This window comes from Frateuria sp. GZRe12 (assembly GCF_051900535.1).
GTDB lineage: Bacteria > Pseudomonadota > Gammaproteobacteria > Xanthomonadales > Rhodanobacteraceae > Frateuria_A.
The window spans coordinates 458,577-472,531 of record NZ_JBHZGI010000002.1; the positions used below are offsets into that span (position 1 = coordinate 458,577).

Annotated in this window: 15 protein-coding genes; 4 read left to right on the top strand and 11 right to left on the bottom strand. The window is 69.8% G+C overall.

Annotated elements, in window-relative coordinates; translation table 11 throughout:
* Nucleotides 1-51: 51 nt before the first annotated feature.
* The gene (gene hemC / locus ACFWZ4_RS07835; protein WP_439704160.1) at nt 52-966 is read left to right on the top strand and encodes a hydroxymethylbilane synthase; all 915 of its coding nucleotides are present in this window, start codon (nt 52-54) and stop codon (nt 964-966) included.
* Nucleotides 967-1,146: 180 nt separating this feature from the next.
* Here hemC and ACFWZ4_RS07840 read toward each other — a convergent pair whose 3' ends face one another.
* On the bottom strand, nt 1,147-1,956 hold the full coding sequence (locus ACFWZ4_RS07840; protein WP_439704161.1) for a DUF481 domain-containing protein: 810 nt from the start codon (nt 1,954-1,956) through the stop codon (nt 1,147-1,149).
* 93 nt (nt 1,957-2,049) lie between these two features.
* Nucleotides 2,050-2,964: a hypothetical protein gene (locus ACFWZ4_RS07845; RefSeq protein ID WP_439704162.1), complete on the bottom strand. Its 915-nt coding sequence runs from the start codon at nt 2,962-2,964 to the stop codon at nt 2,050-2,052.
* A 125-nt stretch (nt 2,965-3,089) separates the two neighbouring features.
* On the opposite strand from ACFWZ4_RS07845, the gene ACFWZ4_RS07850 reads away from it, so the two are divergent.
* Nucleotides 3,090-4,073 carry a helix-turn-helix transcriptional regulator gene (locus tag ACFWZ4_RS07850; protein ID WP_439704163.1) on the top strand — a complete coding sequence of 328 codons (984 nt, stop codon included), beginning with the start codon at nt 3,090-3,092 and terminating at the stop codon, nt 4,071-4,073.
* An 85-nt stretch (nt 4,074-4,158) separates the two neighbouring features.
* On the opposite strand, the gene ACFWZ4_RS07855 is transcribed toward ACFWZ4_RS07850, so the two are convergent.
* Entirely contained in the window at nt 4,159-5,925 is a 1,767-nt protein-coding gene (locus ACFWZ4_RS07855) for an SLC13 family permease (protein WP_439704164.1), read from the bottom strand.
* Nucleotides 5,926-6,144: 219 nt separating this feature from the next.
* Here ACFWZ4_RS07855 and ACFWZ4_RS07860 point away from each other — a divergent pair, with 219 nt between their 5' ends.
* Complete coding sequence (locus ACFWZ4_RS07860) at nt 6,145-7,050, top strand: patatin-like phospholipase family protein (protein WP_439704165.1); 906 nt, start codon at nt 6,145-6,147, stop codon at nt 7,048-7,050.
* Between the two features lie 113 nt (nt 7,051-7,163).
* Here ACFWZ4_RS07860 and ACFWZ4_RS07865 read toward each other — a convergent pair whose 3' ends face one another.
* The 6 genes from ACFWZ4_RS07865 to ACFWZ4_RS07890 all read right to left on the bottom strand — a co-directional run bounded on the left by ACFWZ4_RS07865 (nt 7,164) and on the right by ACFWZ4_RS07890 (nt 11,480).
* Nucleotides 7,164-7,532, bottom strand: a complete 369-nt coding sequence (locus tag ACFWZ4_RS07865) for a DUF488 domain-containing protein (RefSeq protein ID WP_439704166.1) — start codon at nt 7,530-7,532, stop codon at nt 7,164-7,166.
* 134 nt (nt 7,533-7,666) lie between these two features.
* Nucleotides 7,667-8,383 (bottom strand): glycosyltransferase family 2 protein, encoded by a 717-nt coding sequence (locus ACFWZ4_RS07870; protein ID WP_439704167.1) that lies wholly within the window; start codon nt 8,381-8,383, stop codon nt 7,667-7,669.
* A gap of 160 nt (nt 8,384-8,543) precedes the next feature.
* Nucleotides 8,544-9,410 carry a ParB/RepB/Spo0J family partition protein gene (locus ACFWZ4_RS07875; protein WP_439704168.1) on the bottom strand — a complete coding sequence of 289 codons (867 nt, stop codon included), beginning with the start codon at nt 9,408-9,410 and terminating at the stop codon, nt 8,544-8,546.
* Between the two features lie 2 nt (nt 9,411-9,412).
* Complete coding sequence (locus ACFWZ4_RS07880; RefSeq protein WP_439704169.1) at nt 9,413-10,258, bottom strand: ParA family protein; 846 nt, start codon at nt 10,256-10,258, stop codon at nt 9,413-9,415.
* A 33-nt stretch (nt 10,259-10,291) separates the two neighbouring features.
* On the bottom strand, nt 10,292-10,954 hold the full coding sequence (gene rsmG / locus ACFWZ4_RS07885; RefSeq protein ID WP_439704170.1) for a 16S rRNA (guanine(527)-N(7))-methyltransferase RsmG: 663 nt from the start codon (nt 10,952-10,954) through the stop codon (nt 10,292-10,294).
* 73 nt (nt 10,955-11,027) lie between these two features.
* Nucleotides 11,028-11,480: an SPFH domain-containing protein gene (locus ACFWZ4_RS07890; protein ID WP_439704171.1), complete on the bottom strand. Its 453-nt coding sequence runs from the start codon at nt 11,478-11,480 to the stop codon at nt 11,028-11,030.
* Between the two features lie 179 nt (nt 11,481-11,659).
* Between ACFWZ4_RS07890 and ACFWZ4_RS07895 the strand changes: the two genes are divergently transcribed.
* Entirely contained in the window at nt 11,660-12,178 is a 519-nt protein-coding gene (locus ACFWZ4_RS07895) for a gluconokinase (protein ID WP_439704172.1), read from the top strand.
* A gap of 63 nt (nt 12,179-12,241) precedes the next feature.
* Here ACFWZ4_RS07895 and ACFWZ4_RS07900 read toward each other — a convergent pair whose 3' ends face one another.
* A complete protein-coding gene (locus ACFWZ4_RS07900) occupies nt 12,242-13,075 on the bottom strand; it encodes a pirin family protein (protein WP_439704173.1) in 834 nt (277 codons plus the stop codon).
* Between the two features lie 111 nt (nt 13,076-13,186).
* Entirely contained in the window at nt 13,187-13,945 is a 759-nt protein-coding gene (locus ACFWZ4_RS07905) for a DUF4336 domain-containing protein (RefSeq protein ID WP_439704174.1), read from the bottom strand.
* Nucleotides 13,946-13,955: the final 10 nt, after the last annotated feature.

The window sequence follows — 13,955 nt, forward strand, 5'->3', positions numbered from 1 at the left end:
ATGTGGCGATTGCGGCGACAATAGGCGTTCAGCGTCATCGCCGGAGTTCCCATGCAGCCTTCCATCCTGCGCATCGCCACCCGCAAGAGCGCCCTCGCGCTGTGGCAGGCCGAGCACGTCGCCGCGCGGTTGCGCGCCGAGCACCCGGGCCTGGCCGTCGAACTGGTGCCGATGACCACCCGCGGCGACGAAATTGCCGACCGCCCGCTTGCCACCATCGGCGGCAAGGGGCTGTTCCTGAAAGAGCTGGAAGTGGCGATGCTGGAAGGCCGCGCGGACCTGGCGGTGCACTCGCTCAAGGACGTGCCGGCCGAGCTGGAACCGGGCTTCGTGCTGCCGGCGATGCTGCCGCGCGCCGACGCGGCCGATGCGTTCGTCAGCAACGACCACGCCACGCTGGATGCGCTGCCCCACGGCGCCCGCGTGGGCACCTCCTCGCTGCGCCGGCAGGCGCAGCTGCGCGCGACGCGGCCGGATCTGGAGCTGCTCGACCTGCGCGGCAACGTCAACACCCGCCTGGCCAAGCTCGACGCCGGCGACTACGACGCCATCGTGCTGGCCTGTGCCGGGCTCGAGCGGCTGGGCCTGGCAGCGCGCATCCGCCAGCGGCTGGCCGCGCCGGACTGGCTGCCGGCACCGGGCCAGGCAGCGATCGCGATCGAGGCGCGCGCTGACCAGCCGGCCGTGCTGGCGCTGCTGGCGGCACTGGACGATGCCGACACGCGCGTGACCGTCAGCGCCGAGCGCGCGATGAACCATGCGCTCGGCGGCAGCTGCACGGTGCCGGTGGCGGCCTGGTGCGTGCTGGGCGAGCGCGGCCTGCATCTGCGCGGGCTGGTCGGTGATGCCGCCAGCGGACAGTTAGTGCGGGCGGAGGCGAGCGGTCCAGTCGACCGGCCGGAGGTGCTCGGTCGCGCGGTGGCCGATGCGTTGCTGGCGCAGGGTGCGGGCGACATGCTGGGCTAATGCTTTGATCCTTCTCCCTGCGGGGAGAAGGCCGGGATGAGGGGCGGGGCTCGCGGGAGTGTCGGCTCGGGAACCAAGCACTTAGTTGTCCCCCGCAAGATTGGCCCCTCACCTCAATCCTCTCCTCGAAGGGAGAGGAAGCAAACGAGGCGCTTCGCGCCGCGACAGCTTTTATTGAAGCTAGAAGTTGTAGACCAGGTTGGTCGTGGTCAGCGTGTCGGTGCTCTGCGTGCCCGGCTGCGTGTCGGAGTTGTAGCGCACCTGGAAGCCCAGCTTGAGCGCCAGCTTCTTGGTCATGCTGACCGACAGGCCCGCGTCGTTCTGGTAGTACTTGTTCTTCGAGCCCGCTTCGACCAGCAGCGTGTCCTCGAAGGCGGTGTTGTCGGTCAGGCGGTATTTGAAGTTGATCAGGCCACGGCCGACCAGTTCGCTTTCGGTGGGCTGGCGCATGTCGGTCGCCACGCCGTTGACCAGCACGGTGGTGTCGGCCGGGCGGTAGCGCTTGTAACCGGGACCGATTTCGAAGGACAGCTCCGTGCGCTCGTTCTTGAGCGCGATGTACCCATAGCCCAGCGAGACGATGCCCTGCCACAGGTTGGCGCCGAAGTCGTCGTGCTCGTAGCGGCCCGCGCCGACGATGTAGCTGCGCGGATCGAGCTTGTAACCGACCGAGGCGCCACCGTCGTAGCGGTTGGCGGTGGTGGTGAAGCGATCGACCGTGTTGCCGCTGGCGTCGAGCACTGTCACTTCGCCCTTCGAACGCATGCCGTTCAGGAAGAAATTGTTCTTCCAGTACTCGTTTTCCTGGTTCAGGCCGAGCTTGGCGTTGACGTTCTCGGTGCGCGAGTTGCCGCGCGCCGAGGCGAAGCCGAACTCGCCCGAGCCGGTCCAGCCGCCGTTGTCGGTGCTCGTGTCGGTGTCGGCATCCTGCGCCTGCACCACGCCGGCGAAGGCGAACAGGCACGCGGCTGCGATCAGGGTCTTGGTCATCGGGTGATCCATGAATGGGGCGAACAGGGAGCCCGCCACCTTAATGCGGCGGATTGAACTAGCAGTGAATACGCGCGGATCCGGCGTGCATCGTTACCGGTCCCGGACGCGCGCAGCGTCGGCCCGGCACAGTCGCGCCAGCGCAGCCTCATAGGCGCGTTGCTCGATGGTGCGGCCCAGCAGGCAACTGGCGGCAGCCAGCGCCACCAGCGCCACGCCCGCGTCGGACAGATCCACCACCAGCAAGGCCAGGCTGGGCACCGCGTAAGTGAGCAAGGCCGCGATGAAGCGCGCGGAACGTCCGCGCATGCGTTGCGGCGGCAAGCGCCCCCCTGCCGGGCTGAGCGCCTGCCAGCGCAGCCCCTCGATCAATCCCAGCAGCAGCGCGAGCACCAGCAACACCATGATCCATGGCCGCGTGCCGGCCGGGTGCACTGCGCCATCCTGCGCGGCCAGGCACAACCACAGCCACAGCCCGCCCGTGTACCAGGACGCCACCACCCGGCTCACCGGCAGTTGCGCGGAACAGCGCGCCACGCCGTCCGACAGGCGGCGGCGATAGCTGTGTACCGTGTAGACGAGGCTTGCGGCGCTGCATAGCGCCAGCGCCGCGCCAGCCGTGCGGGTCGCCCAGAACGTGTTCTCGCCGCGCACCAGGCCGGCCACCGCCAGCATCGGCAGGTACGCCGCCAGCGCCAGCAATGCCTCGCGCGTGGGTCGGCTGCGCCGGGCGGGGAACCATCCGTGCCACTCGGACAGCCCGCGCAGGTGCAGGCAGGCGACCACCAGGCCCGCACTGACGAACGCCGCCCCCAGCGCCAGCGGCAGCAGCGCCTCGCTGCGCCCGCCACGGTAGATGCCCAGCGCCAGCGCCAGCCCCAGCAGCATCCACAGTCCGTAGCCGGACAGCGCCAGGGTGCGCAGCAGCGAGGCCGGATAGGCAGGGGGCAGCGGGTGCTCGCGCGCGGTGGCGGAGACACAGGCCTGCATGTCGCTGGATGAGTGCATCACATCGAAGGCTCGGCGGCTGGGGAAAAACCGCGACCCGGCTCTCGTGCCGGGCCGTGCGACGGACTTGCGGCCGCCGCGGGCCGTACCCATGCTACACAAAGCTCCCACCCCAGCGGTATGCCATGGATCGCTACGAACGCATTCTGACCCTGCACCGGGTTCTCAAATCGGCACATTACCCGGTCCCGCTGGCGCGGCTGATGGACGAGCTGGAATGTTCGCGAGCCACGCTCTATCGCGACATCGCCTTCCTGCGCGACGGTCTGGGCGCGCCGATCGAAAGCGCCGGCACCGATCAGGCCGCGTTCCGCTACGAGGTGGGCGAGGGCGAGCGCTTCGAGCTGCCGGGGCTGTGGCTGACCTCCGACGAACTGGCCGCGCTGCTGGCGCTCAACGAACTGATCGGCCGCTCCGGCCCCGGTGTGCTGGCCGGCGCGCTGGCACCGTTCAAGGCGCGCATCGAGCGCCTGCTCACCGGGCAGGAGAAGGCCAGGGCACTGCCGATCGAGCGCATCCGCGTGATCCCCTGGGGCGAGCGCAAGCTCGACCAGCAGGTGTTCCGCGTGACCGCCGGCGCGGTGCTCGAACGCAGTCGCGTGCGCTTTTCCTATCGCGCGCGCACCACCGATTCGGACAGCAAGCGCACCGTCTCCCCGCAGCGGCTGACGCACTACCGCGACAACTGGTATCTGGACGTGTGGGATCACGATCGCGAGGCGCTGCGCAGCTTTGCGGTGGATCGCATCCGCGAGGCGCACGCGCTGGACGAGCCGGCGATCGACGTGCCGGAAACCGACCTCAACGAACTGCTCGCCTCCAGCTACGGCATTTTCGCCGGCAAGCCGAAGGCATGGGCCACGATCCGCTTTTCCGCGCACGCCGCGCGCTGGGTAGCCGATGAACACTGGCATTCGCAGCAGAAGGGCGACTGGCTGCCGGACGGGCGCTACGAACTGAAGGTGCCGTACTCGAAGTCGCGCGAACTGCTGATGGACGTGCTCAAGTACGGACCGGACGCCGAAGTGGTGGCACCGCTGCCGCTGCGCGAAGAGATGAAGAGCCTGCTGCACATGGCGCTGGGCGCCTACCAACAAGGAGCGCGCTAGCGCGGCTGCCCCCCCTCCCGCGGGAGAGGGGCCAAAGCGTACGTCGCCTGGCTCCCGGTCCCGAACGACTACCAGTTGTCGGCCGTCAGGGATGGAACGGCCAGAACTGCGGGATCAGCCACATCGACAGCGTGCAGAACAGCGCGATCAACGGGATGCCGACCTTCATGAAGTCGGTGAAGCGGTAGCCGCCGGCGTAATACACCATCGTGTTGGTCGGATAGCCCACCGGCGTGGCGAACGAGGTCGCCGCGGCAAACGCCACCGCCACCACGAACGGACGCGGATCGGCATGCGCGGCGTGCGCCACGGTGACCGCGATGCTGACCATCAGCACCACCGAGGGGTTGTGTCCCATCAGTTCGGTGAGCAGTGCGGTCAACAGGTAAACCATCAGCAGCGCGGCCAACGGGCCATGGCTGCCGACCAGCCCCATCGCGCCCTGCACTACCACGGTCGACAGGCCGGTCTTCTCGATCGCCAGTCCCAGCGGCAGGATCGCGCCGAGCAGGATGATGATCTTCCAGTCCATCCCTTCGTAGATGTCCTTGCGGCCGAAGCAGCCGGTCAGCGCCATCGCGGTCGCGCCGCACAGCGCGGCGATCGGGATCGGCAGCCAGTGCATGCCCGAGGTGATCACCACGGCGGCCATGATCGCCGCGGCGATCCACGCCTTGCGCATGCTGCCGCGCGCGTCGTCACGTTCGCTGAGCACGATGAACGCATCGTCGGTGCGCAGCTTGGGCATGCCGCCCTCGTCGACCAGCGCCAGCAGCACGTCGCCGACCGCCAGGTCGGTATTGCTCAGCTTGTCGCGCAGTACCTGGCCGCGGCGGTGCACCGCCAGCACGGTGGCGCGGTAGCGCCAGTCCAGGCCCAACTCGGACAGCCGCCGTCCTTCGGCCGGGCTGCCCGGCGCGACCATCAACTCGGCCAGCACGCGGGTGCGGTCGTCCTCGCGCGCGTAGTGCTGCTCGGGGGCGTTGCGCAGGCGCGTGCGGCGCTGGAAATCCTCGATCTTCTCCCAGTCGCCGCGCACCAGCAGCACGTCGCCGACGGCGAGCTGTTGCTCGCGCGGGGACCACATGCGCCGCTCGCCGCGCAGAAGTTCCAGCGGATAGACGCCGTACTTGTCGCCCAGTTGCGCATCGGCGATGCGCTTGCCCAGCAGCGGCGAGTCCTCGCCCACCACCAGTTCGGTGACGTATTTGCCGACCTCGCCACCCTCGGGCAGCGCCGCGTCGATGTGCTTGGGCAGCAGCTTGCGCCCGATCAGCATCAGGTAGGCCATGCCGGCCACCGCCAGCAGCGCGCCCAGCTTGGTGAACTCGAACACGCCGAACGGCGGCAGGCCGTGCTTCTGCGCCAGGCTGTCGGTGAGCAGGTTGGAAGAGGTACCGATCAGCGTGCACACGCCGCCCATCTGCGCGGCGTAGGCCATCGGCATCAGCACGCGCGCCGGCGAGGTACCGGTGCGCTGGCACACGCGCAGCGCCAGCGGCAGGAAGGTGGCGACCAGCGCGATGTTCTTCACGAACGCTCCCAACGGAGCGATCGCCAGCATCATCGCCAGGGTCAGCAGCCAGGGCTTGCGGATGCGCATCAACAGGCGCGTCAGCGGCTCCAGTGCGCCGGAGCGCTCGATGCCCAGGCTCAGCGCGAACATCGCCGCCACGGTCACGGTCGCCTCGTTGCTGAAGCCGGACAGCGCTTCCTCGGGGGTGACGATATGCAGCACCACCAGCGCCGCCAGCGCCAGCAACGCGACCAGGTCGATGCGCACCTTTTCGCTGGCGAACAGCGCCATCGCACCCACGATGATCGCCACCGTGGCCCAGGCCTGCCAGCTCATGCGCGGGCTCCCCGGCGGCGTGCGGGGCGGCGCGGGGCCGATGGGCAGGGCCGGGCGTGCAGGCGGGTATTGGCTGGCATGGTTCCTTTGGGCTGCCTGGTCAATGGCGCGGACGCCGAAGGACCATCATAACGGTCGCGACCGCTGACGTCCGGACGCAGACTTCACCACAGCCCCACGCTAACGTATCGTGAGGACTCGCCCTTCACAGGCTACCGCATGAGCCAGCCCGCTTCCGCGGATGCCCCGCGCAAACCGACCGTCGCACTGGCGCTTGGCGCCGGCGGCGCCAAGGGGCTGGCGCACATCGGCGTGATCGAGGAGATCGAGCGCCAGGGGTACGCGATCGGCGCGATCGCCGGCACCTCGATGGGCGCGCTGATCGGCGGCATCTATGCGATGGGCAAGCTTCCGGTCTACCGCGACTGGGTCTGCAAGCTGGCCCGCTTCGACGTGCTGCGGCTGGTCGACTGGACCTTTCGCGGCGGGCTGATCAAGGGCGAGAAGATCATCGAGACCTTGCGCGAGCTGATCGGCGACGCGCGCATCGAGGACCTGCCGCTGGCCTATACCGCCGTGGCTACCGACATCGACCGCGAACGCGAGGTCTGGCTGACCCGCGGCCAGCTGTTCGACGCGATTCGCGCGTCGATCGCGATTCCCACCATCTTCCGTCCACACACCATCGACGGTCGCCGTCTGGTCGACGGTGCGTTGCTCAACCCGGTGCCGGTGACGCCGCTGATCCGCGAGCGCGCGGAGGTCCTCTTCGCGATCAGCCTCGATGGCCGCGCCAGCATGCTGGCCCCCGAGCGCAATGCCAGGGCCGATCCGGATGCAGGTCCGGACGAGGAATCCGGCTGGCTCGGCCGGCTGCTCTCGCACCGCGAGGACAAACCCGCGCGCGTGCACGAGCCCGGCGCACTGGCCCTGCTGAACCAGGCGATGGACCTGATGCAGTCGAACCTTTCGCGGCTGCGCCTCGCCGCGTACGAACCCGACTTGCTGATCGAGATTCCGCGCGATGCCGCGGCCACCTATGAGTTCTACCGCGCCACCGAGCTGATCGAGCTGGGGCGGACGCGCACCCGCGAGGCGCTGGAGCGCTGGCGACCCGAGGGTTGAGGCAACGCGCCTGCGGGCGCCGATCTGGCAGCTTTTGCGGGTTTGTGGGCGACAGCGGCAGGTACCGGCTGCGCTTTTCGGCGCACGCGACGGAGCGCGCGCCTGCCTGACGTTCAATGCGGGCCGTGCGCGGCGAGGTAGGTTTCCAGGTACGTCTTCAACGCCACGGCGTTGTTGTGCTCCTCGTCGCGCGCGCCGAACAGCAGGGTCACCGGATGGCGGCGGGCTTTCTCGGCCAGCGCGTGCCAGCTTTCCGGGACGGTATCGAGTTCGCCCGCGTAGCGGTGGCGAAAGCCCTCCCAGCGCGTCGGCTCGTGGCCGAACCATTCGCGCAGCTCGCGCGAAGGGCCGACCTCCTTCGCCCACAGGTCGAGCGCCGCGTCGGCCTTCTTCAACCCGCGCGGCCACAGGCGGTCGACCAGCACGCGGTAGCCGTCCTTCGGCGAGGGCGGATCGTAGACGCGTTTGACGGCCAGGCTCATGGTGTCCCCCTTGGAAGGAAACCTGCCCCAAGCTTACGCCCCGCGGGTGAAAGACCCGTAGGGCGGTGGGCTTTCGACCACCGGCTCCGGTGGCGGTTGGGGCGTGGGCCGAAGCCCATCCTGTGACCCCGGGCCTAGAGCTCCTCGACGCGGGTGATCTTGGCGCGGCGCATCAGCCAGGCCACGCCGCGCAGGTCGGCCAGGCCGACCCACAGGCGGTCGAGCATGCCGTACTTGGAGGTGCCGGCGGTACGCGGTCGATGCCCGACCGGCACGCTGCGGCTCTCGAAGCCGGCGCGACGTACCAGCGCCGGCAGGTAGCGGTGCATGTGGTCGAAGTAGGGCAGGCGCAGGAAGGTCTCGCGCTCGAACAGCTTCAGGCCGCAGCCGGTGTCGGGCGTGGCGTCCTTGAGCATGCGTGAGCGCACCGCGTTGGCGATCTTCGAGGAGATGCGCTTGTTGAAGCTGTCGCGGCGCGTGGTGCGCCAGCCGGCGAACAGCTTCACCTCGGGCGGCGCGTCCCTGCGCGCATCGAGCAGTCGCGGAATGTCGGCCGGATCGTTCTGACCGTCGCCATCGAGCGTGGCGATCCAGCTGCCGCGCGCGGCGCGCACGCCGTTGGACACCGCCGTGCTCTGGCCGCTGCGGCTGACATGGTGCAGCACGCGCAGCTCCGGGTAGCTGGCCTTCTGCGCGGCCAGCACGGCGCGGCTGTCGTCGGTGGAATCGTCGTCCACGTAGACGATCTCGAAATCCGCCTTGCCGCGCAGCGCGGTGGCGATTTCGGCGAGCAGCGGCGGGATGTTGTCGCGCTCGTTGAACACGGGCACGACGACGGAAAGCTCGGGCATGGGGCCAGTCCGGGGAACGATTGGGCGGCGATTATCGCCGATGCGCGCCGACGGCGCAGGCTGCGGAACAAGCGCCTGGCAGCCTTCTGTAGGAGCGCACCCTGTCCGCGACCGCCATGCATCCCGGTCGCGCAGAGGGTGCGCTCCTGGATGAGCCGCGCTAGCGCAGCTTGCCGAGAATGCCGTCCAGCTCGTCGTTGCTGTGGTAGTGGATCACCAGCTTGCCGCGCCCGCCGCGACCCTGGGCCAGCTCCACGCGGGCGGCGAAGCGTTCGCCCAGCTCGCGCTCCAGCGCATCGATGTTGGGATCGCGCGGGCTGGCCTTGGCCTTGCCCTTGGGCGCGGCCTGCGCGCGACGCGCGGCTTCTTCCAGTTCGCGCACGCTCCAGCCCAGCGTCGAGGCCTGGCGTGCCAGCGGCACTGCAATGCCCTCGTCCAGCGTGAGCAGGCAGCGGGCGTGGCCCATCTCCAGCTTGCTCTCGTCCAGCAGTTTCTTGATCGGGGCGGGCAGGTCGATCAGGCGCAGCAGGTTGGACACCGCCGCGCGCGAGCGGCCGACCGCGTCGGCGGCCTGCTGGTGGGTGAGGTCGAAGTCGTCGATCAGCCGCTTGAGTGCGTCGGCCTCTTCCAGCGGGGTGAGGTCCTGGCGCTGGATGTTCTCGATCAGCGCCATCGCCGGCACGGCGGCCTCGTCGACCGTCTTGACCAGCGCCGGGATGTCGCTCATCTGCGCGCGCTGGGCCGCGCGCCAGCGGCGTTCGCCGGCGATCAGCTCGTAGCTGTTGCTGCCGATGGCGCGCACCACCACCGGCTGGATCAGGCCCTGCGCCTTGATCGAGGCGGCCAGTTCGTCCAGCGCCTCTTCATTCCAGTGCCGGCGCGGCTGGTACTTGCCCGGCTGGATCTGCTGGATCGGCAGGCTGCGCAGCTCGCCTTCCTGTTCCAGCGGCGACGCGGCGCCGGCGCCGTCGCCGCCGAGCAGCGCGTCCAGCCCGCGGCCGAGTCCCCGTTTCTTCGCGGCGGCCATGGTTACTCCTGGTGGATGTCGGCGGCCGCGTCGAGCGTCTCGCCGGTGTCGTGCATGTCGTTGAGCGCGGCCACGGCCGCCTGTGCGCCGCGTTCGCGGCGGATGATCTCGCCAGCCAGGCCGATGTAGGCGATCGCGCCGCGCGAGCTGCGGTCGTACAGGTGGATCGGCTGGCCGTGGCTGGGCGCCTCGGCCAGGCGCACGTTGCGCGGGATGATCGAGCGCAGCACCTTGTCGCCGAAGTGCTGGGTCAGCTGCGCCGAGACCTCGTTGCCAAGGTTGTTGCGCACGTCGTACATGGTGCGCAGCAGGCCCTCGATCTCCAGCTTCGGGTTCAGCCGCTGGCGCACCGCCTTGACCGTGTCGAGCAGGCTTGAGAGCCCTTCCAGCGCGAAGTATTCGCACTGCACCGGCACCAGCACCCCATCGGCCGCGGTCAGCGCGTTGAGCGTGAGCAGGTGCAGCGAGGGCGGGCAGTCGATCAGGATGGTCTGGTACTTGTCGCTGACCTTGGCCAGCTGTTCCTTGAGCCGGCTTTCGCGGGCGATCGCGTCCATCAGCTTGAGCTCGGCGGCGGTCAGGTCGCCATTGCCGGGGAGCAGGTCGTAGTGGCCTTCGGTGCTGACGATGGCGCGCTCGATCGGCGATTCGTCCAGCAGCACCTCGCAGCCATTGGGCTTGGCCTCGCGCTTGTCCACGCCCGAGGCCATGGTGGCGTTGCCCTGCGGGTCGAGGTCGACCAGCAGCACCTTGCGCTTGGCGGCCGCCAGGGCCGCAGCGAGGTTGACCGCCGTGGTGGTCTTGCCGACGCCGCCCTTCTGGTTGGCGACAGCGATGATGCGGGCCATGGTCGTCTTAACTTGCAACAAAGGACGGGTAGATTAGCAGGGCGCGCCGGAGCCTGATCCATCGGCCCCGGTACGGTGGATCACGACCAGGCTGCGCTCGGCGTCCAGGCCGGGCACCGCCAGCGCGTGCGTGGCCTGGACGGCGAAGCCGGGCGGCAGCGCGGCGATCTCGTCGGCCGGCGCCCTGCCCTTCATCGCCAGCCAGCGGCCGGACGGGGCAAGCAGGTGGCCGCCCCAGGCGAGCATGTCCGCCAGGCTGGCGAAGGCACGCGCGGTAACGCAGTCGAAGCGCCCCTCGACCTCCTCCACCCGCGACTGCACGGCGCGCACCCCCTCGAGCCTGAGCGAGCGGATGGCCTCGCGCAGGAAGCGCACCTTCTTGCCGTTGGAGTCGACCAGCAGCACCTCGCGCCCGGGGGCGGCGATCGCCAGCGGGATGCCGGGCAGGCCGGGGCCGGTGCCCAGGTCGGCGAGACTCTCGCCCTGCACGTAGGGCAGGATCGCCAGCGAGTCGAGCAGGTGGCGGGTGACCATCTCGGCAGGGTCGCGCACGGCGGTGAGGTTGTAGGCGCTGTTCCAGCGTTCGAGCAGCGCCTGGTAGTCGAGCAGCCGCTCGACCGCGCCGGGCGGCAGCGCCAGGCCCATCGCCGCCAGGCCCTGTTCGAGCCGGTGTTGCAGGGCGGGGCGTGGGCTCATGGGCGGGTCCGGGCGCGGGCAGGACCGCGAAGTATCCGCGCGCGCGCGCATCGAAGCCAGCGCGTTGGCTGCCTCAGGCCAGTTCCAGCTCCACCCGGGTGACCATCAGGCCCCTTTCGCGCAACATGCCGTTCAAGGCGCGCTTGAGGCTGCTGCCCAGCGCACGCTGGTCGGCGGGACCGGGTTCGGGCTCGCCATGCAGGGCCTCCAGCGCGCTTTTTCGGATCAGTTGTGCCGCCTGCTCGATCACCGGATCGACCCGCTCCGGCTCCAAGACCTGCCAGTAGACGCGGCCGCGGACGCCACGGGCATCGGCGAGCGCATCCTGGAACTGCAGGATCTGGCCGGTCAGGTCGATGCGGTGCCCGGCCCGGTCCAGGCCCGGCCACAGCAGGTGCAGGCCCGGTTCGAGCAGGCGCGGTGGGTGACCGCGGCGGTGGACGACCTGCACGTGGCCCGTCGGCACCCGGCGCAGCACGGCCAGCAGCAGGCAGACAAGGGCGATGGAAACCAGGAGCGCGAACATGGCGGATGGCCGGTGGGTTGCGGACGACTTGGCAGGGGCCCGATGCTAGGGTGGCTCGTGCCAAGCAGGATTAATGGCTTTTTAACTCCTCGCCCAGCACATCGGCTGCCCGCTCCTCCGCTTGAGTGCCGCAACGTGACTGCACGCACATTTCTCCCGCTTGCCACCGCCCGGTACCGATGAGCGATCCGGTGATGCTGGTGGTGATGGGCGTGTCCGGCTCGGGCAAAAGCACCATCGCCCGGCGGCTGGCTGACGCGCTGGGTTACGCGTTTCTGGACGGCGACGACCTGCATCCGCCGGCCAACGTCGTCAAGATGAGCGCAGGCGTGCCGCTGGAGGACTCCGACCGAATCCCCTGGCTGGACACGATCGCCGCCTGGATGAAGCGGCAGTTGGTGGCCGGTCGCAGCGCGGTGGTGGCCTGCTCCGCACTCAAGCGGACCTACCGCGATCGCTTGCGGCAGGCCGGGCCAGCGGTGCGGTTCATCTACCTGGACGTCGATCACGACGAGCTGGCGCGGCGCATGCGCGGGCGCGAACACTTCATGCCGCTGGCGTTGCTCGGCAGCCAGCTCGCCACGCTGGAGCAACCGGGGAGCGACGAGGGGGCACTGTGGGTCGACGCCAACGGCACGATCGAGGCGACGGTGGCACGGGCGCTCGATGGCCTGGCGCAACAAGCCCTGCCGCCGTAGCGCCCGAAAGGGTGGGCTTCAGCCCACCGGCTCTCCTGCACGACAAGCCGGTGGGCAGCGACCTCAGAACCGACCGGCGCGAAAGTCGGCAATGGCTTCCTGGATCTGTGCTGGCGTGTTCATCACGAACGGCCCGTAGCGCGCGACGGTTTCATTGAGCGGGCGCCCGGCGACCACCAGCAGCCGGGCGGCGCTGGTGCCGGCGCCCAGGGTCAGGCGGTCGCCCTCCGAAAGCACCGCCAGCTCGCCGCGCGAGAGCGGCTCGCCGCCGACCTCGGCCGACTCGCCCTCGAACACGTAGGCGAAGGCGTGGTGCGCCTCGGGCAGGTCCAGTTCGAAGCGCGCGCCGGCGGCCAGCGTGATGTCCAGGTACAGCGGGTCGGTGGCAATGCCCTGCACCGGGCCGACCGCCTCGCCCAGCCGCCCGGCGATCACCCGCGCCTGCACGCCCGGCGCCGGTTCGACGCGGGCGATGCGCTCGGGCGCGATGTCCTGGTAGCGCGGCGCGGTCATCTTGTCGGCGGCGGGCAGGTTCACCCACAGCTGGAAGCCCCACATCAGGCCGTTCTCCTGCTGCGGCATTTCCGAATGCAGGATGCCGCGGCCGGCGGTCATCCACTGCACGCTGCCGGGACCGAGGTCGCCCTGGTTGCCGTGGTTGTCGCCGTGGCGCATGTGCCCGGCCAGCATGTAGGTGACCGTCTCGAAGCCGCGGTGGGGGTGCTCGGGGAAGCCGGCAAGGTAGTCGCCGGCCCGGTCCGAGCGGAACTCGTCCAGCAGCAGGAACGGATCGAGCATGTCCAGGTTGGGCTGGCCGATGATGCGCTTGAGCTTCACCCCGGCGCCGTCGTTGGTGTCGATGCCGCGCACGCGGCGGCTGATGGTGCGTTGGCTCATGGGAACGCCTCCGGCGTGGAAGGATGTCCACGAGCATGGGGCCGGCGGCGATCGCGGCCAAGCGTGGCGGCGTGAACGGATTGTTCGCCGGGAGCGTCTTGCAGGTGGCCCCTACAAAGGGCTCAGCCAGGCGAAAGCACGGCGCAGCTCGGCCTCGCCGTGCTCCATGAAGCAGCGCCCGTGCGCCAGCACGATCCGCTGCGGCCGCCAGCCCAGCATGCGCTCGATGCAGGCGCGCGCTTCGGCCTTGTGGCCCAGATAGGTCAGGCGCATGTCCAGCGGCATCTTTCCGTCGGGCGCCAGCACGCCGCCGAGCCGGGCGATCCAGCGCATCGGCGTGGCGAGGCGGTCGGCTTCGAAGTTCTCGATCAGGTCGGCAAGGATCAGCGTGGCGCTCGGCCGATGCAGGAACACGACCTCCTCGATGGCGCGGCTGCCCTTGAAACGCAGCTGGTCGAGCGTGCCGGCCCAGGCCGGCGGCGCGGCGTCCTCCAGCTCCGCGTCGAAATGCACCTCGATGCGCTGGCCCGCGGCGCGCTCGCGCACGCCTGGCGAGGCCCATGCGATCGCCTGCGGGTAGCGCAGTTTCCAGGCGGCGATGTGCGCGTAATGCAGCTTGTTCGGCGAGACCAGGTGGCGCACCGGGCCGAGCGCGTCGACGGCCTCGAACAGCGCCGCGTCCGGCGCAACCGGCGAGTGGCACCACAGCGCGCCATCGGGCAGGCGCGCCAGGGTCATGCGGGTCGGAAACGGCGCGCTGGTGCCCAGCGGCGCGGCCATGCGCACGATCGGGCCGTCGACGATCCACAGTCCGGGCGCGATGGGCTTGAGCGTGTTGATCGGTTCGTAAAGCGCCGTATCCCTGGCCATGCCTCGGTCC

Coding starts and splice junctions, on each gene's coding strand:
- hemC (WP_439704160.1), top strand. CDS start 52: ATGCAGCCTTCCATCCTGCGCATCGCCACCCGCAAGAGCGCCCTCGCG.
- ACFWZ4_RS07840 (WP_439704161.1), bottom strand. CDS start 1,956: ATGACCAAGACCCTGATCGCAGCCGCGTGCCTGTTCGCCTTCGCCGGC.
- ACFWZ4_RS07845 (WP_439704162.1), bottom strand. CDS start 2,964: ATGCACTCATCCAGCGACATGCAGGCCTGTGTCTCCGCCACCGCGCGC.
- ACFWZ4_RS07850 (WP_439704163.1), top strand. CDS start 3,090: ATGGATCGCTACGAACGCATTCTGACCCTGCACCGGGTTCTCAAATCG.
- ACFWZ4_RS07855 (WP_439704164.1), bottom strand. CDS start 5,925: ATGAGCTGGCAGGCCTGGGCCACGGTGGCGATCATCGTGGGTGCGATG.
- ACFWZ4_RS07860 (WP_439704165.1), top strand. CDS start 6,145: ATGAGCCAGCCCGCTTCCGCGGATGCCCCGCGCAAACCGACCGTCGCA.
- ACFWZ4_RS07865 (WP_439704166.1), bottom strand. CDS start 7,532: ATGAGCCTGGCCGTCAAACGCGTCTACGATCCGCCCTCGCCGAAGGAC.
- ACFWZ4_RS07870 (WP_439704167.1), bottom strand. CDS start 8,383: ATGCCCGAGCTTTCCGTCGTCGTGCCCGTGTTCAACGAGCGCGACAAC.
- ACFWZ4_RS07875 (WP_439704168.1), bottom strand. CDS start 9,410: ATGGCCGCCGCGAAGAAACGGGGACTCGGCCGCGGGCTGGACGCGCTG.
- ACFWZ4_RS07880 (WP_439704169.1), bottom strand. CDS start 10,258: ATGGCCCGCATCATCGCTGTCGCCAACCAGAAGGGCGGCGTCGGCAAG.
- rsmG (WP_439704170.1), bottom strand. CDS start 10,954: ATGAGCCCACGCCCCGCCCTGCAACACCGGCTCGAACAGGGCCTGGCG.
- ACFWZ4_RS07890 (WP_439704171.1), bottom strand. CDS start 11,480: ATGTTCGCGCTCCTGGTTTCCATCGCCCTTGTCTGCCTGCTGCTGGCC.
- ACFWZ4_RS07895 (WP_439704172.1), top strand. CDS start 11,660: ATGAGCGATCCGGTGATGCTGGTGGTGATGGGCGTGTCCGGCTCGGGC.
- ACFWZ4_RS07900 (WP_439704173.1), bottom strand. CDS start 13,075: ATGAGCCAACGCACCATCAGCCGCCGCGTGCGCGGCATCGACACCAAC.
- ACFWZ4_RS07905 (WP_439704174.1), bottom strand. CDS start 13,945: ATGGCCAGGGATACGGCGCTTTACGAACCGATCAACACGCTCAAGCCC.